Annotated in this window: 15 protein-coding genes; 8 read left to right on the top strand and 7 right to left on the bottom strand. The window is 73.8% G+C overall.

Annotation, left to right across the window (positions count from 1 at the left end):
- The first annotated feature begins 42 nt into the window (after positions 1-42).
- Positions 43-861 (top strand): ABC transporter ATP-binding protein, encoded by an 819-nt coding sequence (locus BLU95_RS33225; RefSeq protein ID WP_093863241.1) that lies wholly within the window; start codon positions 43-45, stop codon positions 859-861.
- A 117-nt stretch (positions 862-978) separates the two neighbouring features.
- Here BLU95_RS33225 and BLU95_RS33220 read toward each other — a convergent pair whose 3' ends face one another.
- The 5 genes from BLU95_RS33220 to BLU95_RS33200 all read right to left on the bottom strand — a co-directional run bounded on the left by BLU95_RS33220 (position 979) and on the right by BLU95_RS33200 (position 12589).
- Positions 979-3336 (bottom strand): transglycosylase domain-containing protein, encoded by a 2358-nt coding sequence (locus tag BLU95_RS33220; RefSeq protein WP_107452626.1) that lies wholly within the window; start codon positions 3334-3336, stop codon positions 979-981.
- 297 nt (positions 3337-3633) lie between these two features.
- Positions 3634-4368, bottom strand: a complete 735-nt coding sequence (locus BLU95_RS33215; protein ID WP_093863240.1) for a DUF7158 domain-containing protein — start codon at positions 4366-4368, stop codon at positions 3634-3636.
- Positions 4365-8594, bottom strand: a complete 4230-nt coding sequence (locus tag BLU95_RS33210; protein ID WP_093863239.1) for a glycoside hydrolase family 38 N-terminal domain-containing protein — start codon at positions 8592-8594, stop codon at positions 4365-4367. The genes BLU95_RS33215 and BLU95_RS33210 overlap by 4 nt, the downstream gene beginning before the upstream one ends.
- 119 nt (positions 8595-8713) lie before the next feature.
- Positions 8714-11167 (bottom strand): endo-beta-N-acetylglucosaminidase, encoded by a 2454-nt coding sequence (locus BLU95_RS33205; RefSeq protein WP_093863238.1) that lies wholly within the window; start codon positions 11165-11167, stop codon positions 8714-8716.
- A 345-nt stretch (positions 11168-11512) separates the two neighbouring features.
- Positions 11513-12589 carry a LacI family DNA-binding transcriptional regulator gene (locus BLU95_RS33200; RefSeq protein WP_093863237.1) on the bottom strand — a complete coding sequence of 359 codons (1077 nt, stop codon included), beginning with the start codon at positions 12587-12589 and terminating at the stop codon, positions 11513-11515.
- Between the two features lie 171 nt (positions 12590-12760).
- On the opposite strand from BLU95_RS33200, the gene BLU95_RS33195 reads away from it, so the two are divergent.
- The 7 genes from BLU95_RS33195 (at position 12761) to manA (ending at position 22738) form a co-directional block, all read left to right on the top strand.
- Positions 12761-14053: an ABC transporter substrate-binding protein gene (locus BLU95_RS33195; RefSeq protein WP_093863236.1), complete on the top strand. Its 1293-nt coding sequence runs from the start codon at positions 12761-12763 to the stop codon at positions 14051-14053.
- A 109-nt stretch (positions 14054-14162) separates the two neighbouring features.
- Positions 14163-15035, top strand: a complete 873-nt coding sequence (locus BLU95_RS33190; RefSeq protein WP_093863235.1) for a carbohydrate ABC transporter permease — start codon at positions 14163-14165, stop codon at positions 15033-15035.
- A gap of 3 nt (positions 15036-15038) precedes the next feature.
- A complete protein-coding gene (locus BLU95_RS33185; protein ID WP_093863234.1) occupies positions 15039-15887 on the top strand; it encodes a carbohydrate ABC transporter permease in 849 nt (282 codons plus the stop codon).
- Between the two features lie 100 nt (positions 15888-15987).
- The gene (locus BLU95_RS33180; protein WP_093863233.1) at positions 15988-17295 is read left to right on the top strand and encodes a glycoside hydrolase 5 family protein; all 1308 of its coding nucleotides are present in this window, start codon (positions 15988-15990) and stop codon (positions 17293-17295) included.
- A 1-nt stretch (position 17296) separates the two neighbouring features.
- Positions 17297-20341 carry an alpha-mannosidase gene (locus BLU95_RS33175; RefSeq protein ID WP_093863232.1) on the top strand — a complete coding sequence of 1015 codons (3045 nt, stop codon included), beginning with the start codon at positions 17297-17299 and terminating at the stop codon, positions 20339-20341.
- Positions 20342-20477: 136 nt separating this feature from the next.
- Complete coding sequence (locus BLU95_RS33170) at positions 20478-21449, top strand: ROK family protein (RefSeq protein WP_093863231.1); 972 nt, start codon at positions 20478-20480, stop codon at positions 21447-21449.
- Positions 21450-21505: 56 nt separating this feature from the next.
- The gene (manA, locus tag BLU95_RS33165; RefSeq protein ID WP_093863230.1) at positions 21506-22738 is read left to right on the top strand and encodes a mannose-6-phosphate isomerase, class I; all 1233 of its coding nucleotides are present in this window, start codon (positions 21506-21508) and stop codon (positions 22736-22738) included.
- A gap of 177 nt (positions 22739-22915) precedes the next feature.
- Here manA and BLU95_RS33160 read toward each other — a convergent pair whose 3' ends face one another.
- Both BLU95_RS33160 and BLU95_RS42585 read right to left on the bottom strand, forming a co-directional pair.
- Positions 22916-23512 (bottom strand): acyl-CoA thioesterase, encoded by a 597-nt coding sequence (locus tag BLU95_RS33160; RefSeq protein ID WP_159425085.1) that lies wholly within the window; start codon positions 23510-23512, stop codon positions 22916-22918.
- Positions 23509-23814 (bottom strand): hypothetical protein, encoded by a 306-nt coding sequence (locus BLU95_RS42585; protein ID WP_159425084.1) that lies wholly within the window; start codon positions 23812-23814, stop codon positions 23509-23511. Before BLU95_RS42585 ends, BLU95_RS33160 begins: the two co-directional genes overlap by 4 nt.
- Between the last annotated feature and the right edge of the window lie 23 nt (positions 23815-23837).

The raw sequence follows: 23837 nt of genomic DNA, 5'->3' as shown, positions 1-23837 counted from the left end.
CCGCCCCCCCACTACCCGACCCCGACCGAACGAGTCCTCGCCATGACCCTCGCCGCCACCCCGGACACCACCACCGCCCGCCTCACCGCCCACGACCTCACCCTCTCCTACGACCGGCGGACCGTCACCGAGGGCCTGGACGTCGAGATCCCCGACCACTCCTTCACCGTGGTCATCGGCCCCAACGCCTGCGGCAAGTCCACCCTGCTGCGCGCCCTCGCCCGCGTCCTGCGTCCCAGCCGCGGCACCGTCCTCCTCGACGGCGCCGACCTCGCCCGCCTCCCCGCCCGCCAGGTCGCCCGCACCCTCGGCCTGCTCCCCCAGTCCTCGGTGGCCCCCGACGGCATCACCGTCGCCGACCTCGTCGCCCGCGGCCGCCACCCCCACCAGGGCCTGCTGCGCCAGTGGTCCCACGAGGACGAGCGGATCACCGAGGAGTCGATGGCCGCCACCGGCGTCGCCGAACTCGCCGACCGCCCCGTCGACGAACTCTCCGGCGGCCAGCGCCAGCGCGTCTGGATCGCGATGGCCCTCGCCCAGCAGACCCCGCTGCTGCTCCTCGACGAGCCCACCACCTACCTGGACATCAGCCACCAGATCGAGGTCCTGGACCTCTGCGACCGCCTCCACCGCACCCAGGGCCGCACCCTGGTCGCCGTCCTCCACGACCTCAACCAGGCCGCCCGCTACGCCACCCACCTCATCGTGATGCGCGACGGCAAGGTGGTGGCCGCCGGCGACCCGACCGGGATCCTCACCGCCGAGCTGGTGGAGGAGGTCTACCGCCTCCCCTGCCGGATCATCCCCGACCCGGAGACCGGCACCCCACTGGTCGTCCCGGCCGCCCCGAAGCGGGGGTGAGGGGCCCCTCGTGCCCCGAGGAACCCCTCACCCCGAGGAACCCTTCACCCGAAGAACGCCGCGGCGGCGCCCGACGCACCGGCTGCCCGTCGGTGCGCACGAAGACATGACGATCCGTCAGTCGTCCTGACCGGTCGGGGCATTGGCGGCGGCACCAGCCGGTGCGTTGGCCGGCGCTCCGGCCGGGGTGTTCGCAGGAGCCGTGGCCGGCGGATGGGCCGGGGCCGAGGTCCGGCCGCCGCCGGTGCGGGGGTTGGTCGGGGAACCGGTCGGGGAGCCGGTCGGGGAGCCGGTCGGGGAACCGGTCGGCGAACCGGAAGCGCTGGCGCTGCCGCTGGCGTTCGGGTCCTTGCGGGGCGGGGCGTCGGGGATGTCGGCCATCGGTATGGTCTGCTTGGGCGTCCCGCGCAGGGCCTGGTTCATGGCGTCCCGCCAGATCGGCCCGGGGCCGTCGGCGCCGAAGACCTCCTTGCGGTACTTGCCGTTGATGGTGATGTTGCGCATCTCCACACCGCCGTTGGGGCCGCCGATCCAGACCGAGGTGGCGAGCTGCGGGGTGTAGCCGCTGAACCAGGCGGCCCGCTTCTTGTCGGAGGTGCCGGTCTTGCCGGCGATCTGCCGGTCCCCCTCCAGGCCCAGGTCGCGGCCGGTGCCGGTCTCGGTGACGCCGTTGAGGACGGTGTTCACCACCTTGGCGGTGTCGGCGGAGAAGGCCGTCTCGCAGTGGGCGGCCGGGACCGGCACGTCCTTGCCGTCGACGGTGGTGATCGAGGTGATGGCGAGCGGGGCGCAGTACTTGCCGCCGGCGGCGAAGGTCGCGTAGACACCGGCCATGCTCAGCGGGCTCACCTCCTCGACACCGAGGCCCATCGCGGGGACCTCGTCCAGCGGCTTGCCGCTGGCCTTGCCGCCGATGCCGAGCTTGTTGGCCATCTGCTTGACCGCGCAGAGGCCGATCTCCTGCTCCATCTGCACGAAGTAGGTGTTGACCGAGAGGGCCATCGCCTCCTTCAGCTGGTACGGCCCCTGCTCGCTCGCCGACTCGTTGGGCACCACCGCCTTGGGCTTGGTGGTGTTCTTCCAGGTGCCCTCGCAGGTCTTCATGGTCGGGTACTCGAGCTTGTTCGGCGAGGAGTACTCCTGGGTGGGCGTCAGACCCGCCTCCAGGGCGGCCGCCACCACGATCGGCTTGAAGGTGGAGCCGGGCTGGAAGCCGTTGCCGCCGCCCATCGCCGCATCGACGTTGAAGTTGACGACGGTCTGGTTCTTGGCCGCGGAGAGGCCGTACGGGCGGGTCTGGGCCATCGCCAGGATCTTGCCGGTGCCCGGCTCGACCATGGTGGCGGCGGCCGACACCGGGTCGGTGACGCGCACGTTCGAGCTGACCGCGCTCTGGGCGGCGGCCTGCTTGTCCGGGTCGAGGGTGGTGCGGATGTTCAGGCCGCCCTGGTCCCAGAGCTTCTTGCGCTCCGAGGCGGTGGCGCCGAAGGCCGGGTCCTGCTTGACCACGTGGCGGACGTAGTCGCAGAAGAAGCCCATGCCCGCCTTCGCGGTGATGCAGCCGTTCTGCGGCTCCTGGTAGTTCAGGCCCAGCGGGGCGGCCTTGGCCTCCTTGGCCTGGTCGGCCGTGATGTGGCCGTTCTCCAGCATCTTGTCGAGCACGGTGTTGCGCCGGTTGAGCGCGGCCTGCGGGTGCGCCTTGGGGTCGTACTGGGACGGGTTCTGCACCAGTCCGGCCAGGGTGGCGGCCTCGGCGACGGTGAGGTCCTTGTTCGACTTGCCGAAGTACCGCTGGGAGGCGGCCTCGACACCGTAGGCGCCGTTCCCGTAATAGGTGATGTTGAGGTAGTTGGTGAGGATCTGGTCCTTGGTCAGCTCCTCCTCCAGCTTGATGGCGATCTTCAGCTCCTGGATCTTGCGGCCCAGGGTCTTGCGCTGCGCCTCCCGGACCGCCACCGGGTCGTCGCCGGCCTTCTCCACGTTGACGTTCTTCACGTACTGCTGGGTCAGCGTGGAGGCGCCCTGGGCGGTGGTCCCGCTCTCGGCGTTCTTGCTGATCGCCCGGAGCAGGCCCTTGGGGTCGACGGCGCCGTGCTCGTAGAAGCGGGCGTCCTCGATGTCGACCTGGGCCTGCCGCATCAGCGGGGACATCTGCTCGGCCGTGAGCACGGTGCGGTCCCGCTCGTAGACCTTGGCGATCAGCGCGCCGCCGGCGTCGAAGATCTGGGTCGCCTGGGTGAGCGGCGGCGTCCTGAAATCGTCCGGGATGTCGTCGAACCCCTCCGCCGTGTTCTTGGCGGACAGCCCGAGCGCGCCGACGGCCGGCAGGGCCATGCCCGCCAGCAGCGCGCCGGACACCACACTGACGCCCAGGAAGGTCGCTCCGTGGCGGGCCAGCCGCAGCGGCGAGCTCCGGGCCGGCTGCGGTGTCTCGTCCTCGGGCGAGTTCCATATCGGGGGAGTGTTCGATTCCATGCCGGAATGCTAATCCTCGATCGTGAGAGGTCGAACCGGTTTTCCCACAGGATTGTCACAGCCGCGCAACAAACGGCCGGGGCCGACCCTCGGAAGACATTTGTGCACGAACTCAGACGCCGTGAAAGGGTTTCCGCACCGGCACCGCCCGGGGCGACGGGCGGTGCGCCGTCACTGTATGGATGCCTCGGGCGGGTGGAAAGGTTGCACACGCCCGCGCCCGAACGGGCAGGCGGTCTGCCCGGGCGTCCGCCGGGCACCCGGGTCCGGTGTCCGCAGGGTGCCCGGCGGGACCGCTCAGTGGCGGTGGTGGTTGTCCGGCTGGGCCGGGTCCCCCGGGTGTTCGAGGCCGGGGACGAGGACGAGCCGGGTGGCGCGGGCGTGGTCGAGCCAGCGGACGAACGCGGACCGGCGGGCGGCGGCCCGCACCACGGCCGACGGATCGGGGTCGGGGTCGGGCTCGGCGGCAGGCCCGGCGGCGAGGCGGGCGGCCGTCCAACCGGCGGCGGTGACCCACTCGCCGGGGGCCGCGCCGCCCAGGGCCTCGGCGAGGGCGAGCGGGAGGGTGTCCGGGGCGGCCTCGAAGACGGAGCCATCGGGGAGGGCGAGCCGCCACGGAGCGGCGGACGGGGGCCGTTCGGTGAGGGCGCGGTAGTGGGCCACCTCGGCGGCGGAGGGCTCGACCCCGGCGGTGACCGCTTCGCAGACGGCCCGCACCGCCGCGCTGCCCTCGTACGCGGCGGCGGTGACGGAGCCGAGTTCGACCGCGGCCTGCTGGTCGAGGCGGGCGGGCGGCGCCGCCGGGTGGACGGCGAGGCCGCGTTCGGCGGCGACCGCTTCGCAGAGCGCCTCGGTCAGCAGCACCTGGGCGACCCAGCGGGCGAGTTGGCGGTCCTCGCCGCTGCCCGGCACGGGCAGCGCGGCGGCCCCGGGGCCGGCGCGCAGGGCGGCGAGGCGGCGGTCGAGGCCGGTGCGGGGCAGCGGCCGGCCGTCGAGCAGGCCGAGGACCGGGGCTTCGGCGGGGGCGCTCACGGTGCGACCACCACCGCGACGGTGGGGGCGTACTGGCAGCGGCCGAACCACATCACCTTGGCCAGGGCCCAGTACGCGCCGGGGTCCATGGCGGCCGGGGCGGCGAGTTCGAACTCCTCGACCGATTCGGCGCCCGCGGCGAGGGCGAAGCCGCGGACGGGGTCGGCGACGGTCTGCCAGGCGCCCCAGGGCGAGACGAGTTGCAGTTCGCCGCGGATCCCGCCGCGGGTGCGGTTGGTCAGCCGCAGCGCCAGGACGCCCCGCTCCCCCGGGGCGAGCCGGACGGTGTCGGCGAGCACCGCGACGCCGAGGCCGGTGTCGCGGCCCGCGGTGGCCGTGGTGCCCTGGGCGGCGGTCCAGTCCTCGGGGGCCTCGCCGGGGACGGGGAGGAGTTGCGGCAGGTCGCCGACCGCCACCGTGACCACGTCCTCGATCTCCTGCCCGTCGTGGACCACCCGCACGGCGGCGAAGTACAGGCCGGGTTCGGCGCCCGCGGGCGGGGTGAGGGTGACCGGGAAGCGGAGGTGGCCGCCCGGGGCCAGCCGGTAGGGGCGGGCGGTGGGGCCGGCCGTCCAGCCCTCCGGCGGGTGGACGGTGGCGGTGCCCTCCACGGCGGCGTCCTGGAGCTGCGAGGAGAGCGCGACCGAGAGGGTGACGGGCTCCCCGGCCGTCCGCAGCAGGCCGGGCGAGGCGCCGACGGACACCGGGAGGTAGCCGAGCGGCGCCGGGCCCCGGTTGTGCAGCCAGTAGCGGGCGTGCACCGGCTGGGCCAGCTCGGCGACCGCACCGAGGACGGCTCCGGCCGGGTCGGCGGCCACCCCGGGGCGGGCCAACAGGGTGGCGAACGCCGAACCGGGGAGCGTGAGTCCGCCGTCGACCGGGCCGGTGGGCCGCTCCAGCAGATCGGCGTGGCGCAGGTCGACCAGGCCGAGCGCGCCGCCCAGGGCGACGGCGCCGCCCAGTCCGGTCGACTCGACCAGGCGGAGGGTGAGCTGCTCGGTGGAGGTGGTGACGGCGGACCCGTGGGCGATCGGGTTGCCGGCCGCTTTGAGGGCGCCCAGCAGCACCCGGCGAGCGGGTTCGACCCGCAGCCAGGAGAGCGTGGCCGGCAGCGGGCCCGACTGTCCGGCGGGTACCGCCCGCGCGTACAGCGGGTGGTTGAACTCCTGCCCCTGAGCGGGGAGTTCCTGGTCCCGCCAGTCGCCGGGCCCGCCGACCAGGGCACAGTGGAAGTCGTGCGTCCAGTGCTGGAGCTGGAAGGACGCGCCGTCGGGCAGGGTGCGCCGCGGCGGGTCGATCCAGACGCCGGAGGGCCAGCCGGTGCACGAGCGCAGCAGCGACAGATGGAGCGCGCCGGTGGTGTCGACGGCGAAGCCGGGCAGGCCGTAGGTCAGCAACGCGACGGTGTGGTCGGTGAGTTGTTCGGCGGCGGGCGGGACCACCGGGCAGCGGGCGGTGATCCGGGCGTCCGCGAGGTCGGCGGCGAGCGCGGCCGGGTCGACGACCACCAGCGCGGGCAGGGCCCGCAGGTCGCGGAGGTCCGCGCCGGGCCGCCAGACCTCGGCCAGCGGGGCGTCGGCGGGCACCCAGACGGCGCCGTGCGCCTTCAGCACGGCCGCGTACTCCTCGCCCGCGCGCTCCAGCAACTCCCGGGTGGCGTCGTTGGTCTCGGGCCCGCCGAGGAGGATCCGCAGGTCCGGCAGGTTGGAGTCGACGTCCAGCCAGCCGTACCGGGCCCAGTCGGCGCCGGAGGTGGTGGCGGTGACGCCGACCCGGGCGAGGGCGACGACCAGCTCCCGGGCGTCGGCGGCGGCGTCCAGCCCGGGGACGACCACCTCCGCGACACCGAAGGCCCGTTCGCCGAGCGGCGCGCCGGTGACCGGGTCGGTGAGCACGGCCCGCGCGGTGGAGCCGAGGCCGAACCAGGTGTTGGCGGGGTTGTCGAGGGTCCACGGCGCTTCGGCCGAGTCGACGTCCGGCATCGCGAAGCCCCGGCCGACGACGGCGCCCGCCACCTCGCTGACCGGCAGCGCCCCCGGCAGGTCGACCGGGAAGCGCAGCCGCAGCAGCCGGTCGGCGCCGCGGTGGTCGAGCACCCTGGTCCGGCAGTCGACCCGGTCGAGGCCGCGCCAGAGGGTGACCGTCTGCTCGAACCGCAGGCCGTCCACCGTCCCGGTGACCACCAGGCGTTCACCGAGCGGGCCGGTCTCCCGGCGGACCTCGGCCGGGCGTTCGGCGGAGCCGGTCACCGGTCCCTTGGGGATCAGGTGCCAGGGGCCTTCGCCGAAGTCGGGGTGCTGGGGGTACTCCTCGTACACCCGCAGTTCGTTGCCGACCAGTCCGGTCCGGATCAACTCCCTTTTCTGGCGCAGGTCCCGGACGGAGCAGAGGCCGCCGCCGCGGGCCGGGTCGGCCGTGACCCGGTAGCGGGCGTTGGCGACGGTGAGGCCCTCGGCCGGGTACCAGGGCGTGCTGTCCGGGGCCCCGGGCAACAGCCGCCAGGTCCGCCAGCCGAGCGCCGGCACGTCCTCGGCCAGGAAGCGCAGGGTGCCCCGGTCCAGCGCGCAGGGCACCGGCGCCCCCGTGTCGTCCAGCACCCGCACCCCGCCGGCCGTGACCTCCGGGGGCAGCGGGACGGCCACCAGGTCGGTGCGGTCGAAGGAGAGCGCATTGGTGACGACCAGCGCCCGGCCCTCGCCCGCCGGGGTGGCGATCCGCGCCGTCAACGCGTCCAGCGCCCGGTCCCGGACGTCGACCGCGAGGTCGTACGCCTCCCGCCAGCCGCCGAGCAGGTCCAGGTACACCTGGTCGGACTCGGAGCCGGTGATCGCGTCGTGGTGGGCGCCGTAGGCGAGGTGGCGCCACGCCTTGTCGAGCGCGGCCGCCGGGTAGCGGCCCAGGCCCTGCGTCTCGGCGAGCGCCGCGAGCTTCTCGGCGTCGACGGCCGCGGTCTCCGCCGCCCGCTGGGCCTGCTTGGTGTCGATGTAGGAGACGTCCTTGCCGGTGTAGACGGGGTTCATGTCGCGGCTCTGCGGGCCGGGACGGCGGCCGGTCGCGGCGAGTTCGGCGCGCACCGCGTCCAGGAAGTCGCGGGGGGTGGCGCAGACGAACCTCGGCCACAGGTACTTGGCGGCCCAGGAGCGGTGGATCTCGGTGACCCACTTGTTGGGCGGGGTGTAGTCGGTGCCGACCGGCAGCAGCAGGTTCCTGGTCGCGCCGACCGGCTTGAGCTTGCGGTAGAGCTCGTACACGGCACGTTCGGCGGCGGCGAGGTCGGCCGAGGAGTCCATCCACCAGCCGGCCGAGTAGTGGTGCGGCATGTAGTGCGTGAGCACACCCTCGCCGCTCGGGGCGATCCATTCGAACTCGCTGGGGAACTGCATCACCCGGGCGTCGTCCTTCGCCTCCCGGAAGTTCTTCTGGATCGGGCCCCACTGGTGGAACGGGCCGCGCGCCCAGGCGCTGCCGGTGAGTCCGGCGGCGGCGAGGTGGCCGGGGAACTGCGGGTCGTGCCCGAACACGTCGAGCTGCCAGGCGGTCCGCGGATCGCCGCCGAGGATGTCGCGCTGGTAGCCGATGCCGTACACGATGTTGCGGATGGTGGTCTCGGCACCGGTGAGATTGGTGTTGGGCTCGTTGTAGGTGCCGCCGACGAGTTCCACCTGGCCCCGGTCGAGCAGCAGCCGCAGGGTCTCCCGGCGCTCCGGGTACTGGTCGAAGTACGGCTTCAGGTAGTCGACTTCGGCGAGCACGAACTTGTACACCGGATCGCGCAGCGCGAGGTCGAGATGGGCGTCGACGAGCGCGAAGCCGTTGCGCTCCCAGAGCGGCCGGGTGGTGGCGTCGGCGGAGAGCAGCTCCCAGGGGGAGGTGTAGGCGGCCTGGGTGTTCCACCACACCGGGTCGTAGTGGAAGTGGGAGACGAGGAACATCGTCCAGCCGGGCTCGGCGACCTCGACGACGGCCCCGGCGCGGGCACCGCCCGCCTCGACCGGCCCGCCCGCCTCGACCGTGACCGGCAGCCGGTCACCGGGGGCGGCGCCGGTGATCTCCAGGGGGACTTCGACCTGCCCCGTGCCGGCCGCCGCGCCGCGCACGCCCGGGCCGGTGACGGTGATCCGGGTGGCGGGCGGGCCGTCGAGGGTGACCCGCAGCAGTTGCCGCGGGGCGTGCTCGGGGCCGGTGAACAGATCCGTGCTCTCGACGGCGGTGAGGGTGACCGGCACGGGGAGGGTCCTTTCGGGTAGGGGCGGTCCGGGAACGGCGGGGTGTCACCCGCTCCGGGGGGCGTCGGACGCCCGGAGGGGGTCGGGCCCCCGGCGGGTGTCGGACGCCCCGGCGGGTGTCAGGCGCCCCAGGCCTCGAACTCGTAGATCCGGGCGGCCGGATCGGTGCCCTGGGTCGGTTTGGTCACCACCAGCCGGACGTACCGGGCCGTGGTGGTCACGGGGTGGGTGGTGGTGCCGGCGGTGTTGCCGGTGACGGTGGCGACGGTGGTCCACGGGTCGGTGGCGGCGGAGCGGACCTGGACCGAGAAGTCCCGGGTGTTGTACGCGGCGCTCTCACCGCCCGCCTGCGCGTGCTTGACCACGAACTTCGTCAGCGGCTTCGCCGAACCGAGGTCCACCTCCAGCCACTTGGCACTGCTGAGGGTGCACCACTTGTCCCCGTTGCCGCCGTTGACGGTGCCGTTGACGGCCTTGGCCGGGCCCTCGTCGGTGTTGCACTGTCCGGAGGCGGTGGCCGGGCGGCCCAGTGCCAGGTTGGTGCCGGTGGGCGGGGTGCCGGTCCAGGGGACGGTGGTGGCGGCGACGGTGGAGCGGCCGAACTCGGTGGACACGGCCTCGACCTCGACGGTGGTGCTCGCCTCCGTTCCCGCGCGGTCGAGCCGGTTGACGAAGAAGGCGTCCGACGGGGTGGCGCCCAGGTACCCCCGGGTGCCGTCGGCGTTGCGGCGGTACAGCTCGTAGTGGTGCACGTTCCCGCCGGCGGACGGCGTCCAGGCGAGCCGGAGCGACTGGCTGCTCCCGGCCACCACGTCGGCCGCGCCGAGCAGGGTCAGCCCGGACGGTGCCGCCGGTGCGTCCACCGTGCCGTCGTACACCGCGAGTTGGCCGATCCGCAGGTCGTAGGCCGAGCCGGTGCCGGTGGTCCGCAGACCGATCTGGGCGATGGTGCGGCCGGCGTAGGCGGACAGGTCGAGGGTCCTGCGCTCCCAGCCGGTGCCGGTGGTGGCGCCCAGGTCGAGGGTGGTGAAGGTGGTCGGCGCGTCGGTGAAGGAGACCGCGGCGGCGAGGCGGGTGGCACCGGCGGCCGGGGTCTTCAGCACCACCGACAGCTTGGTGTCGGCCGCGACCGGCAGCCTGCTCTGGTACAACCGCACGGTGTTGACGGCGCTCGGCGTCCCGGTGAGGCGCAGCGAGGAGCCGCCCTCGTAGGCGTCGGCGAAGTCGACCGACGGGGTCACCTTGCTGCCGGCCGACTCCACCAGCCAGTGGTAGGTGGGCGGCACGTCCTGGAGCGAGAGGTTGTTCCAGCCTCCGGTGGCGACCCGGGTGCCGGCCGCGTTGTAGAAGTCGCCCTCGCCGGAGGAGAAGTTGGTGACGAAGGGCTTGGCGGTGACCGGGGTGGACTCGGCGACGTAGCTCGCCAGGCCCTTCCAGGAGGAGGAGGTGGAGGTGTTGGAGGGGTCGTTGTTGGCGCCGACCCAGTACCGGGCGTCCTTGGTGAGGTAGTCGGCCCGGTCGGTCGACGACTTCCAGGTCCACTCGGGGCGGTAGAGGCCGAGCGAGGTGGTGTGCGGTTTTCCGGCCGGGAAGAGCGCGTTCCAGTCGACGCCGGTGTTGTAGCCGTTCGCCTCGGTGTCGATGCCGGAGTAGAGCTCGTACTCGCCCCGGCCGAGGCCCCGGGCCAGGGTGCGCGAGGAGTCCAGGCCGCCGGACGACCAGTTGAAGTTGAGGAACATCGAGTCGGAGGTGCGCTTCGCACCGTCCTGGAGGAAGGCGTCGTTGGCCGTGGTCAGGGCGTTCTGCCAACTGACCGATCCGGACTCGGTCATGGCGTCGTACCACATGAACTCGGTCCCGCTCTGAGCCTTGGTGTACTGCATCAGGTCGCGGACCTGGCCGGCGAGGGCCGAATCGCCGCCGCCGGTCTCCTGGTTGACGAACCAGCCGTCGAAGCCGTAGTACTGGGCGGCCTGGACGAGTTTGTCGGCGACGGGGTAGCGGCTGCCGGACTTCTGCACGAAGTCGCGCACCCACTGGAGTTGGCCGCCGTACGCGGCGGGCGGGAAGAAGACCGTGCCGTAGACCTTGACGCCGTTGCGGTGGGCGGCGTCGATCACGGTCGGGTTGGGGGCGAGGATGAGGCCCTCACCGGCCGAGCCGCCCCAGAACACCAGCTTGTCGACGTACTGCCAGTAGCCGAAGGCGTAGTAGTTGGAGTCGGTGGAGCCCTGCGAGGGGTTGTTGGAGGTGGGCCCGAAGGAGACCAGGGAGGCGATCCTCCCTTCGCCCGCACGGGCGTTGGGGTTCGCCTTGAGAGCCGGGTCGGCGGTGCGGGGCTGGAGCGGCACGCGGGCGCGGTTGAACCGGGCGTCCGGGTCGGTGGCCGGGTCCCAGCCGAGGATGGTGTTCGGGTACCAGTAGGAGGCGTAGGGCTGGGTGCCGGTGGCGGCACTCACCGCGGCGGGGGCGGCCGCCGGGCCGGGGGCGGCCCCGGCGATCGTCGGGGTCAGGCCCAGGACGGCTGTGCCGAGGGCGGCGCCGAGGAGGCGGGGGATCCTTCGTCGTGACATGCGCTGGCTCCGTTCGCGCGGAAGGCGGAGGAGGGTGGGGGCGGGCCTCGCCCGGGGCGGGCGCGGCCCGGGGGTGCATGTGCGGGTGCGGGTGCGATGTGTACGGGTACGGGTGCAACGTGCACGGGTGCGTGTGCGGCGGGTACGGGGTGCGGCGGGTGGCTGCGGGACGGGGCCGGGTGCGCGGTGCCGGTGGTGCGGGCTCCGGACGGGGTGCGGCGCGCGGGCGCGGTGGAACCGGCGCGGGCCCGGGTGCGAACGGGCCGGCCGGGCGGCCGTGGGCGCCCTCGCCGCGCTCCGGCCCACGGTGCTGCGCCGAGCGGGGCCCGCTCGGCGCCAGCGAGGCTAAACCGGTTCAGAGGCGCTGTCAACGGTGCCGGTGGAGTTCACACCCACCGGTGAACCGCCGGCCGGCGGCGAGGTGGACTCCCGCACGGTCAGCCGCGGGGTCGGCATCTGCAGGTCACGGTCCGGGCCGGTGCCGTCGATCACCGCGAGCAGGCTGCGCGCCACCTGCTCGCCGAGCGCGAAGGTGTCCCGGCTCAGCGCGGTGAGCGGCGGGTGCACGATCCGGGCGAGCACCGAGTCGTCGAAGGAGACGATGGACAGCTCCCCGGGCACCGCGACGCCCATCTCCCCCGCCACACCGAGGCCGGCCACCGCCATCACGTCGCTGTCGTAGACGATCGCGGTGGGCCGCCGGGGCCGCGAGAGCAGGGTGCGGGTGGCCGCGGCGCCCTCGGCGTCGCTGAAGTCGGTCGGCACCGAGAGCGCCTCCTCCAGCCCGAGCCGGCGGGAGGCGTCGCGCAGCGCCCGGATCCGCCGCTGGGTGTGCTGGAAGTGCGGCAGCCCGGCCAGGTGGGCGATCCGCCGGTGCCCGACGGCGGCCAGGTAGTCGACGATGGAGAGCATCGCCTCGCGGTCGTCGGCCCAGATCCGCAGCGGCCCGGCGCCCTTGCCCGGCCCGCCGAGCACGACGGCGGGCAGGCCGAGGGCGTCCAGTACGGCGAGCCTGGGGTCGCGCAGCTGGAGGTCGACCACGATGAAGCCGTCGACCCGGTGCTCGGACGTCCAGCGGCGGTAGACCTCGATCTCGGCCGCGGTGTCCTCGACCACCATCAGGTGCAGGGCGACGGAGTGCGCGGACAGCACCGCCTGGAGGCCGGAGAGCAGCTGGCTGAAGAACGGCTCGACCCCGATGGTCCTGGCCGGGCGGGCGATCACCAGTCCGACCGCGTCCGCCCTGGCCCCGCCGAGGGCCCGGGCCGCGCTGTGCGGCCGCCAGTTCATCTCCTCGGCGACCTGGAGGATCCGGGCCCTGGTCGCCTCGCTCACCCCCGGGCGGCCGTTGAGCGCGAAGGACACCGCGCCCTTGGAGACGCCCGCCCGACGGGCGATGTCGGCGATGGTCGGTCTGCCCACGCGTTCCGACTCCTCTCTTGACAGCCAAGTTTAGGCCGGAGCATAGTCCCTGCAACAGCTAGACCGGTTTAGTAAGACAGGTTCCAGAACCGCACGCAATCCCACCCGCGCAGTCCCACCCGCGTCATCCCCGATGCATCCCCCTCCCCCACCCACCACGGGAGAACCCTCATGCGTAGAATCCGGGCGGCAGTCACGACGGCGGTACTCACCGCGACCCTGGCCACCGGCTGCGGACTCGGCTCCGACGGCAGCTCCGGCAGCGGCGACAGTGCGGCGAGCGCCGCCGCCACCGGCGAGGTCAAGGGCAAGGTCTCGCTCCAGACCTGGGCGCTGAAGCCCAAGTTCACCGCCTATGTGCAGGGCGTGATCGACGGCTTCAAGCAGAAGTACCCGGGCGTCGAGGTCGACTGGCTGGACCAGCCCGGCGAGGGCTACTCCGACAAGGTGCTCAGCCAGGCCGCCGCCGGCACCCTGCCCGACGTGGTCAACCTCCCACCGGACTTCGCCCTTCCGCTGGCGAAGCAGGGCCTGCTGCTGGACGTCGCCAAGGCCGACCCGAAGGCCGCCGAGGAGTACGTGACCGGCGGCCTCGACGCCTACCGCTTCGCGGGCCAGGACGGCACCTTCGGCTATCCCTGGTACCTCAACACCGACGTCAACTACTGGAACGCCGAGCTGCTGACCAAGTACGGCCTGGACCCGAAGAAGCTCCCCACCACCCTGGACGAACTCATCGCCCAGGCCAGGACCTTCAAGGAGAAGGCCGGCGGCTCCGCCTACCTGATGAGCCGAAAGCCCGGCCTCGGCGACCTGGTCGACGCGGGCGTCAAGGTGATGGCCGAGGACGGCAGGTCGTTCACCTTCAACACCCCCGAGGCCGCGGCCGTACTGGACAAGTACCGCGCCGCGTTCAAGGAGGGGCTGCTGCCGAACGACGTCCTCACCGACACCTACGCCGGCAACTCCAAGCTCTTCACCGCCGGCACCGCGGCCTGGACCACCGCCGGGGCCAACTTCATCACCGCCGTCGCCACCGACAACCCCACCCTCGCCCCGAAGATCGTCTCCTCCCCGTCGATGGGCACCCCTCCGCTCTACGTCCAGGGCGTGTCCGTGCCCAGGAACACCAAGAACCCGGCCGCCGCCGTGGCCCTGGCCCGCTGGGTCACCAGCCCGGAGAACCAGGCCGCCTTCTCCCGGCTGACCAGCATCTTCCCCTCCACCAAGGCCTCCGCGAACGACCCGCTGTTCAGCAAGTCGGACGGCAGCAACGCCGGCGACGCCAAGGTCGTCGCCTTCACCTCGCTGGCCAGGGCCAAGATGCTCCAGCCGGTCCAGGTGGACGACGCCATGAGCACCATCGTCAAGCAGCAGTTCACCCTCGCGATCAGCGGCGACACCAGCTCCAAGCAGGCCCTGGACACCGCCGTCGAGCGGTGCAACCAGCTCCTCAAGGGCTAGGGGTTGCCTGACGGTTCCCCAGCCCTCCCGCCGGCGGGCGGCGGCCCTGCCCCCGGGAGCCACCGCCCGCCGGGTACCACCCGCGACCCCCGCCCCAGGAAGGCACGGCATGACCCACCGGCGCTGGTTCACCCCCTGGCTGCTCGCCGGGCCCGCACTGATCTGGCTGGCCGTCTTCAACCTCTGGCCCGCCGCCAACACGGTGATCCTGTCGTTCACCAACGCCAAGCCCCTCGGCGGCGGGCGGTTCACCGGCCTCGACAACTACCAACGCGCCTTCAGCGACGACCAGTTGGCCGACGCCCTGCTCAACTCCGTGATCTACCTGCTGATCTGCCTGCCGCTGCTGACCCTGCTGCCGCTGCTGCTGGCCCTGCTGGTCCAGCGCCGGCTGCCCGGCATCACCTTCTTCCGCACCGCGTTCTACACCCCCGTCGTCGCCTCCGCCGTCGTGGTCGCCCTGATCTGGGGCTGGGCGCTGAACGACCGCGGGCTGATCAACGGCGTGCTCCAGCAGACCGGCCTCGCCGACTCACCGGTCCCCTTCCTCACCGACCGCTGGCTGCTGCTGCTCAGCGCGATCGCCCTGACCACCTGGAAGGGCCTCGGCTACTACATGGTCATCTACCTGTCGGCGCTGGCCAACGTCGGCCGGGAGCTGCACGAGGCCGCCGCCGTCGACGGCGCGGGAGCGCTGCGCCGCTTCCTGCACGTCACCCTGCCGGGGGTACGGCCCACCATGGTGCTGGTCTCGGTGCTGATCTCGGTGTCCTCGCTGCGGGTGTTCTCCGAGCTGTACGTGCTCTCCAACGGCACCGGCGGCCCGGGCGGCCGGGACATGTCGGTGGTGATGCTGATCCAGATGTACAGCCGCGGTTTCACCGGTCACCTCGGCTACGCCTCGGCGCTCAGCCTGCTGCTCTTCTTCATCACCCTCGGCCCGATGCTGCTGCTGACGCGCCTCAACCGGAAGGCGGCCTGACCCGTGCGGCGCTCCCGAAGCTTCAACACCCCTTCCCCCGCCGAGACCGCGCTGCGCTACCTGCTGCTCCTGCTCGTCCTGCTGCTGGTCGTCGGGCCGTTCCTGTGGCAGCTCTCCACCTCCCTCAAGGGTCCGACCGAGGACGTCTGGTCCGCCACCCCGCGCTTCCTCCCGGACCACCCCACCTTCGACAACTACCTCAAGGTCGCCGACACCGTCCCGGTCTGGACCTACGCCGCCAACTCGCTGATCGTCGCCGCCATCGCGATCATCGGCAACGTGGTCGGCTGCACCCTGGCCGGCTACGCGCTCGCCAAGCTGCGCTTCCGCGGCGCCCGGCTGGTGTTCGGCCTGCTGCTGGCCACCCTGATCCTGCCCGGCGAGGCCACCGTCGTGTCCCAGTACGTCACCGTGCGCAGCCTCGGCCTGGCCGACACCCTGACCGGGGTCGCCCTGCCCGGCGCGCTGGCCATGCTGAACGTGCTGCTGATGCGCACCGCCTTCGCCGCCGTCCCGCCCGAGCTGGAGCAGGCGGCACTGGTGGACGGCGCCAACGTCCGCCAGCGGCTGTGGCACATCGGGCTGCCGAACGTGCGCGGCATGCTCAGCGTGATCGTGATCTTCACCTTCATCGGTGCCTGGGACGACTTCCTCTGGCCGCTGATCGTGCTCAACGACCCGCAGAAGTACACCCTCACCGTCGGTCTCCAGTACCTCAACGGCACCTTCAGCGCCAACCCCCGGCTGATCGCGGCCGGCACCATGATCGCCTTCCTGCCGATCGTGGTGGTGTTCGCGGTGTGCCAGCGCTTCTTCTTCAAGGGAGTGGAGGAGGGTGCCGTGAAGGGCTGAACCCCGCACCGGACCGCACCGGACGACCGCACCGCACCGGACGGCCCCGCCGGACCGCACCGGACGCACCGCCGTTCCTCCTCCCAGGGAGCCACCGACCATGACCACCGCTCCGCGGACCACCGCCCCGCGCTTCGGCGTCAACTACACGCCCGCCGCCGGCTGGTTCCACCACTGGCTCGACTTCGACCTCGACGCCGTCCGCGCCGACCTCGACTCGATCGCCGCGCTCGGCCTCGACCACGTCCGGGTGTTCCCGCTCTGGCCGCTGTTCCAGCCCAACCGCACCCTGATCCGCCCGCGCGCCGTCGAACAGCTCGTGGCGCTGGTGGACGCGGCCGGGGAGCGCGGGCTCGACGTCGCCGTGGACGGCCTCCAGGGGCACCTGTCCAGCTTCGACTTCGAACCGGCCTGGATCCGCACCTGGCATCGCCGGAACATGTTCACCGACCCGGACGTGGTCGACGGCCAGGCCGCCTATCTGCGCACCCTCGCCGCGGCCCTCGCCGAACGGCCCAACTTCCTCGGCATGACGGTCGGCAACGAGGTCAACCAGTTCTCCGGCGAGCCGCACCCCGACCCGCACCGGGCCACCCCCGAGCAGGCCGGGGCCTGGCTGCGCCGGATGGTCGACGCCTGCGAGCGGGGTGCCCCCGGCCGGCTGCACCTGCACGCCTCCTACGACGCGGCCTGGTACCTCGACGGGCACCCGTTCACGCCCTGGCACTCGGCCCGGATCGGCGCGGCCACAGCCGTGCACTCCTGGGTGTTCAACGGCACGGCGCAGCGCTACGGCGCCCGCTCCACCGCGAGCGACCAGCACGCCGCCTACCTGGTGGAGCTCTCCAAGGCCTGGGCCGAGGACCCGCACCGCCCGGTCTGGCTGCAGGAGGTCGGCGCCCCGGCCCCGCACATCACCGCCGCGGACGCCGCCCGGTTCACCGGCGCGACCGTCGCCGCCGTGCTGGACTGCCCCGACCTGTGGGGCGTCACCTGGTGGTGCTCGCACGATGTGGACCGTTCGCTGGCGGACTTCCCGGAGCTGGAGTACAGCCTCGGCCTGCTGACCAACGACCGGCGGGTCAAGCCGGCCGGCGAGCGGCTGGCCGGGGCCGTCGCCGCCGCGCGCGCCGGCTGGCGGGCGCCCGCGCCGCGCCGCACCGCCGTGGTGGTCGCCGCCGGGGACGAGGTGACCGCGCCGGGCCGCTCGGTCTGCGGTCCCGGCGGCGCCGTGTTCGAGACCTTCATGCGGCTGGCCGCGGACGGCGCCCGGCCGACCGCGGTCCTGGCCGAGCGCGCCGGGGACGCCGCCCACCTCGCCGCCCGCGGCATCACCGAACTCGTCCACCCGGACGACCTCCGCCGATCCTCCCTCCCCCTCGCCCAGTCGCCCAACGGAGCCCGCTGACATGCACGATGACCGCACCCTCGTCGAAGCCCGCCTCAAGCGCGTCCTGGAGGAGCGCATCCGCCCCGCGGTGTACCCGGAGTCCGTCCCGCTGACCGTCTCGGTCTGGACCGCGCCCGGCGAGCCCGTCCCGGTCGCCGAGGGCCTGGCCGCGCCGCGCTCGCCGATCGCGGTCGGGGACGCCTGGGGCGCGCCCTGGAGCACCAGTTGGCTCACGGTGGCTGGGACGGTGCCCGAAGCCTGGGCCGGGCGGACCGTCGAGGCGCTGATCGACCTCGGCTTCGACGCCAATATGCCCGGTTTCCAGTGCGAGGGCCTGGTGTACCGCCCCGACGGCACCCCGGTGAAGGGCCTCAACCCGCAGAACCAGTGGGTGCGGATCGCCGCCCCGGCGGCCGGCGGCGAGCCGGTGCTGCTGCACGTCGAGGCCGCCGCCAATCCGGTCATCCTCGACTACCACCCCTTCCTGCCCACCGAGCTGGGGGACAAGGAGACCGCGGGGGACGAGCCGCAGTACCGGCTGGCGCGGATGGACCTCGCGGTCTTCGACGAGACGGTCTGGCAGCTGGCGCTGGACCTGGAGGTGCTCGGCGAGCTGATGGCCGAGCTGCCGGCCGACGGCGCCCGCCGCTGGGAGCTGCTGCGCGCGGTCGAGCGGGCCCTCGACGCGATCGACCTCCAGGACGTCAACGGTACCGCGGCGGCCGCTCGTTCGTGCCTGGTCGAGGTGCTGGCCGCGCCCGCCGCGCCGTCCGCGCACCGGATCGGCGCGATCGGCCACGCCCACATCGACTCGGCCTGGCTGTGGCCGCTGCGGGAGACGGTCCGCAAGGTCGCCCGGACCGCCGCCAACATGACCGCGCTGCTGGAGGACGAGCCGGACTTCCTCTACACCATGTCCCAGGCGCAGCAGTTCGCCTGGATCAAGGAGCACCGCCCGGAGGTGTACGCCCGGGTGAAGAAGGCGGTGGCGGACGGCCGCTTCGTCCCGGCCGGCGGCATGTGGGTGGAGTCGGACACCAACATGCCCTCCTCGGAGGCGATGGCCCGTCAGTTCGTGCACGGCAAGCGGTTCTTCCTGGAGGAGTTCGGGACCGAGAACGAGGAGGCCTGGCTGCCGGACACCTTCGGCTTCACCGGCGGCCTGCCGCAGATCATCCGCAACGCGGGCTCCAAGTGGCTGCTGACCCAGAAGATCTCGTGGAGCCAGATCAACAAGTTCCCGCACCACACCTTCCTGTGGGAGGGCATCGACGGCACCCGGATCTTCACCCACTTCCCGCCCGTGGACACCTACAACTGCTCCATGAAGGGCTCCGAGATCGCCCACGCGGCACGGAACTTCAAGGACAAGGGGGTGGCCCGGCACTCGCTGGCGCCGACCGGCTGGGGCGACGGCGGGGGCGGCACCACCCGCGAGATGGTCGGCAAGGCCGCCCGGCTGCGCGACCTGGAGGGCTCGGCCGCGGTGCGCTGGCAGCGGCCGGCCGAGTTCTTCGCCGAGGCCGAGGCCGAGTACCCGAAGCCGCCGGTCTGGGTCGGCGAGCTGTACCTGGAGCTGCACCGGGCCACCCTGACCAGCCAGGCCAGGACCAAGCAGGGCAACCGGCGCAGCGAGAACCTGCTGCGGGAGGCCGAACTCTGGTGCGCCACGGCCGCGTTGCGCACCGGCCTGGCGTACCCGTACGAGCGGCTGGACCGGATCTGGAAGACCGTGCTGCTGCACCAGTTCCACGACATCCTGCCGGGCTCCTCGATCGCCTGGGTGCACCGGGAGGCGGAGGCGACGTACGCGGGTCTGGCGGCCGAACTGGAGGAGCTGATCGGCGCCGCCCAGCAGGCCCTGGCGGGCGATCCGGCGGGCGGGCGCGAGCTGGTGTTCAACGGCGCCCCGCACGGGCGCTCGGCGGTGCCGGCGGGCGGCGCGGCGGTGGCGGTGGCCGGTCCGGGCGACTGCTCGGTGGCCGGGCGCGAGGGCGGCGGCTTCGTCCTCGACAACGGCCTGCTGCGGGTCGTGGTGGACGGTGACGGCCTGGTGGTGTCGGCGGTCGACTCGGCGAGCGGCCGGGAGACGGTCGCCCCCGGCACCCGGGCGAACCTGCTCCAGCTGCACCCCGACTTCCCCAACATGTGGGACGCCTGGGACGTCGACCAGTTCTACCGGAACACGGTCACCGACCTGGTCGGGGCCGACGAGGTCGCCGTGCACACCGAGGGCCCGGCGGAGGTCGCGGTGCGGGTCGCCCGCTCGTTCGGCTCCTCCACGGTGACCCAGACGCTGACCCTGCGCGCGGGCTCGGGCCGGCTCGACATCGACACCGAGGTGGACTGGCACGAGGCGGAGAAGTTCCTGAAGCTCGCCTTCCCGCTGGACGTGCACACCGAGCGGTACGCGGCCGAGACGCAGTTCGGCCACCAGTTCCGGCCCACCCACACCAACACCAGCTGGGACGCGGCCAAGTTCGAGGCCTGCAACCACCGCTTCGTGCACCTGGCCGAACCGGGCTGGGGCGTCGCGCTGGTCACCCCCTCGACCTACGGGCACGACGTGACCCGGGCGGTGCGCGCGGACGACGGCGGCACCACCACCACGGTCCGGTTCTCGCTGCTGCGCGCGCCGCGCTTCCCCGACCCGCGCACCGACCAGGGCCGGCACCGGTTCCGGCACGCGCTGGTGCCGGGCGCGGAGATCGGCGACGCGGTCCGCGAGGGCTACGCGGTGGGCCTGCCCGAGCGCCGGGTGACCGGTTCGGCCGAATCGGTGCGGCCGCTGGTCGGGCTGGACCAGGACGCGCTGGTGGTGAGCGCCGTCAAGCTGGCCGACGACGGCAGCGGGGACCTGGTGGTGCGGGTCTACGAGTCCGCCGGCGGCCGGGCACGGGGGCGGCTGGCGACCTCCTTCGCGCTGGCCGCCGCAGTGCCCTGCGACCTGCTGGAGCGGCCGTGGGACGGCACCCGCGGCGAGGTCGTGGCGGACGGCGACGGGGTGCGGCTGGCGCTGCGGCCGTTCGAACTGGTGACCCTGCGGCTGACGCCGGCGCGCTGATCCTGTTTGCTGTCCCTGTCGTGCCGCTCGTCCGGCCCGTCCCGCTCCTCCCGTCCGGCCCGCCGTCCCGGTCCCCCCGGGGCGGCGGGCCGGACGCCCGTCCACCCGTTCGTCCACCGCACCGGAGCCCTCCGCCATGACCGCGCCCTCGCCGTCCACCGCCCCGCTCCCCGCCGGCCCGCCCCGCACCGGCCCGGTCTGGGCCGCCGTCGACATCGGCGGCACCAAGATCGCCGGGGCGCTCGTCGACTCCGCCGGGACGCTCGCCCACCGCGTCCAGCTGCCGACCCCGGCGAAGGAGTCCGGCGCCGAGGTCCTGGCCGTGGTGCACCGGGTGCTGGACCACCTCGCCGCCACGCCCGACTGGGCGGCGGTCACCGCCGTCGGCATCGGCAGCGCCGGACCGGTGGACCTCGTCGGCGGCACGGTCAGCCCGGTCAACATCCCCGGCTGGCGGGAGTTCCCCCTCACCGCCGAGGTCGCCGCCCACCCCGCAGTGGCCGGCCGCCCGGTGGCGCTGGCCGGGGACGGGGTCGCGATGGCCGCCGCGGAGCACTGGCGCGGCGCCGCCCGGGGCGCCGGGAACGCGCTCTGTCTGGTGGTCTCCACCGGGGTCGGCGCGGGCCTGGTGCTGAACGGCGCGGTGCACCCCGGGCCCAGCGGCAACGCCGGCCACCTCGGCCACATCAGCGTGGACCTGGACGGCGAGCGGTGCCCGTGCGGCTCGTACGGCTGCCTGGAGAACATCGCCAGCGGCACCGCGATCGCCCGGCGGGCGCTCGCCGGTGGCTGGGAGCCCCGGGACGGGGACCGCTCGGCGCGCGCGGTGGCCGAGGACGCACTGGCCGGGCACCCGGTGGCACTGGCCGCCTTCGACCGGGCGGCGCAGGCGCTGGCGGCCGGGATCGCCGCCACCGCCACCCTGGTCGACCTGCGGCGGGTGGTGGTCGGCGGCGGGGTGGCGGCGGCCGGACCGGTGCTGTTCGAGCCGCTGGCCCGGCACCTGGACCGCTACGCGGCACTGCCGTACGTGCACGGACTGGACGTGCGGCGGGCCGAGCTGGGGAACGACGCCGGGCTGATCGGCGCTGCCGCGCTCTGCCGCTGAACAACAGGCCCCGCCCCTCGCCCCTGCCCGTACCACCGTCTCCGGGAGACCTCCGCATGGCGCTGTTCGCCCCGCTCACCAACCCGGTGCGCCCGTACGCCTGGGGATCCGTCACCGCGATCCCCGAGCTGACCGGCACCGCGCCCACCGGCGGGCCGCAGGCCGAACTGTGGCTGGGCGCCCACCCGTCCGCGCCGTCCCTGCTCGACGACGGACACGGGCCGCGCCCGCTCGACCGGCTGATCGCCGAGTCCCCGGAGGAACTGCTCGGTCCGGCCACCGTCCGGCGGTTCGGCCCCCGGCTGCCGTTCCTGTTCAAGGTGCTGGCCGCCGACCGGGCGCTGTCCCTCCAGGTCCACCCGACCCGGGCCCAGGCCGAGGCCGGGTTCGCCGCCGAGGAGGCGCTCGGGGTGCCGCCGGACGCCCCGGAGCGGGTCTACAGGGACCGCCAGCACAAGCCGGAACTCCTCTGCGCGCTCGGCGACTTCGAGGCCCTGTGCGGATTCCGCCCGACCGCGGCCACGGCCGGGCTGCTGGAGTGGCTGGCCGTCCCGGCGCTGGCGGGCTGGGCCTCCGAGCTGCGCGCGCGGCCCGCCGCGGAGGTGCTGCCCGCCCTGCTCCGGCAGGCCCTCGGCGGCGGCGCGGGCGGTCCGGGCGCTCCGGGCAGCGCCGCCGTGCTCACGGAGGTCACCGCCGCACTGGACCGGGTCGCGGCGTCCGGCGGCCCCCACGCCGCCGCCTGCGCGGCCTACGCCCGGACCGCCCGGGACCACCCCGGCGACCGGGGCCTGCTCGCCGCGCTGCTGCTGAACCACGTCCGGCTGCGGGCCGGCCAGGCGCTGCACCTGGACGCCGGCGTGCCGCACGCCTACCTCCGCGGCCTGGGGGTCGAACTGATGGCCAACTCGGACAACGTGCTGCGCTGCGGTCTGACCCCCAAACACATCGATGTCCCGGGCCTGCTCGCGGTGACCGTCCCCGAGGCCGCCGAACCGTCCGTGCTGACCGCCGCACCGGTGGCCGGCGGCGATCCCTCGGAAGCCTGCTTCCCCTCCCTCGCGGCCGAGTTCCGCCTCTCCCGGCTCCGCCTCGCCGACACCGGCGTGCGGATCGACCGTGCGGACTCCCCGCAGATCCTGCTGTGCACCGCCGGCGAGGCCCGACTGTCCGCCCCCGACGGCACGGCCCTGCGCCTCGCCCGGGGCGGCTCCGCCTATCTGCCGCCCACCACCGTCCCGGTCCGGCTCGACGGCCCGGGCGCGGAGCTCCACCGCGCGACCGTCGGCTGACGCGGCCGCCCGGCCCTTCCGGCACTCCCGCCTCCTCGCCCCTCCGGCCCTCGGTCACGCCCGACCCTCCGTCGGCCCGTCCGCCTGTCGGCCCGTCCGCCCGCCCGTCCGCCCCCGCACAGGAAGAAGCCCCAGTCGACTTCCTGTGCCGGGCGTCGGCCGGCCCGGCCTGGAGGGTCAGCGCGCGCGGTGCCGGTTCGAGCCCACGGGGACACCCCGGGCCAGCGCGCTCAGGCCGGGCAGGCGCCGGCGGGGCTGGTGGCGTCCGGCGGAGGCGGCGACCAGGGCCCCGCGCGGGGCGTTCACGCCCGGCCGGGACGGCACCGCGACGCCCGCCTCGTCGGCGAGGAAACCGGAGAGGAACCGCCGCTCCGACGGGCTGAGCGTGCGGGAACGGCCGGAGGCCCGGTCCCGGGCGACCACCACGGTCCGCGCCCGCATAAACGTGTGCGGGTCACGGCACACATTCACCACGACATGCGCGGAACTGCGTCCGAGCCGTTCCACCGTCAGCCGCACCAGCAATGGCTCCGGCCGGTGGTGCAGCTGCTCCAGATAATCGATCTCGTGCCGGGCGATCAGGAATCCCGCCGGAAATAGCGATTCCCGCACCGCGGTCGAGTGGTGGCAGAACAGGTCGTGAATTCCCTCCTGCACGTAGGAGACCAGCCGGGCGTTGTTGATGTGCCCGTTCTCGTCGACGTCGCTCCACCGGGTGGGACAGGCCAGGACGTGGGCGTTGGCGTCCGCCGCGTGGTTCCGTGCCGCGCTCACCGGTTCTCGGCCGCGGCACCGGTGGGCAGCAGCGCCCGCTGCAACCGCGCGTAGTAGACGGCGTGTTCGGAGGCCATCCGGGCGGCCGTCCAGCCCTCCTCGGCGGCCTCGGCGGCGGCCCGGACGACCAGGCTGTCGAGCACGCCGTCGACCGCCCGGCACAGCTCGGCCACCGCGGCCAGACGCTCGGGGACGTCCGCCCCGCCGGGCGCCCCGCCGGCCGGGAAGGCCGCGAGCGAGTCGACCGCGAGCCGCAGTTCGTCGACGTTCTCGGACCTGGATTCGGAAACGAAATTGCGCACAGTTCTCTCCCTAAACGGTTACG

Origin of the sequence: Streptomyces sp. TLI_053, assembly GCF_900105395.1 — a bacterium.
Classification (GTDB): Bacteria; Actinomycetota; Actinomycetes; order Streptomycetales; family Streptomycetaceae; genus Kitasatospora.
The sequence above is the reverse complement of the archived record's forward strand: the minus strand, read 5'-3'. Positions and strand labels throughout refer to the sequence as shown.

Bases quoted from the DNA above. Each gene is read 5' to 3' on its own strand.
- BLU95_RS33225 (WP_093863241.1), top strand. From the start codon at position 43: ATGACCCTCGCCGCCACCCCGGACACCACCACCGCCCGCCTCACCGCC.
- BLU95_RS33220 (WP_107452626.1), bottom strand. From the start codon at position 3,336: ATGGAATCGAACACTCCCCCGATATGGAACTCGCCCGAGGACGAGACA.
- BLU95_RS33205 (WP_093863238.1), bottom strand. From the start codon at position 11,167: ATGTCACGACGAAGGATCCCCCGCCTCCTCGGCGCCGCCCTCGGCACA.
- BLU95_RS33195 (WP_093863236.1), top strand. From the start codon at position 12,761: ATGCGTAGAATCCGGGCGGCAGTCACGACGGCGGTACTCACCGCGACC.
- BLU95_RS33190 (WP_093863235.1), top strand. From the start codon at position 14,163: ATGACCCACCGGCGCTGGTTCACCCCCTGGCTGCTCGCCGGGCCCGCA.
- BLU95_RS33180 (WP_093863233.1), top strand. From the start codon at position 15,988: ATGACCACCGCTCCGCGGACCACCGCCCCGCGCTTCGGCGTCAACTAC.
- BLU95_RS33175 (WP_093863232.1), top strand. From the start codon at position 17,297: ATGCACGATGACCGCACCCTCGTCGAAGCCCGCCTCAAGCGCGTCCTG.
- BLU95_RS33170 (WP_093863231.1), top strand. From the start codon at position 20,478: ATGACCGCGCCCTCGCCGTCCACCGCCCCGCTCCCCGCCGGCCCGCCC.
- manA (WP_093863230.1), top strand. From the start codon at position 21,506: ATGGCGCTGTTCGCCCCGCTCACCAACCCGGTGCGCCCGTACGCCTGG.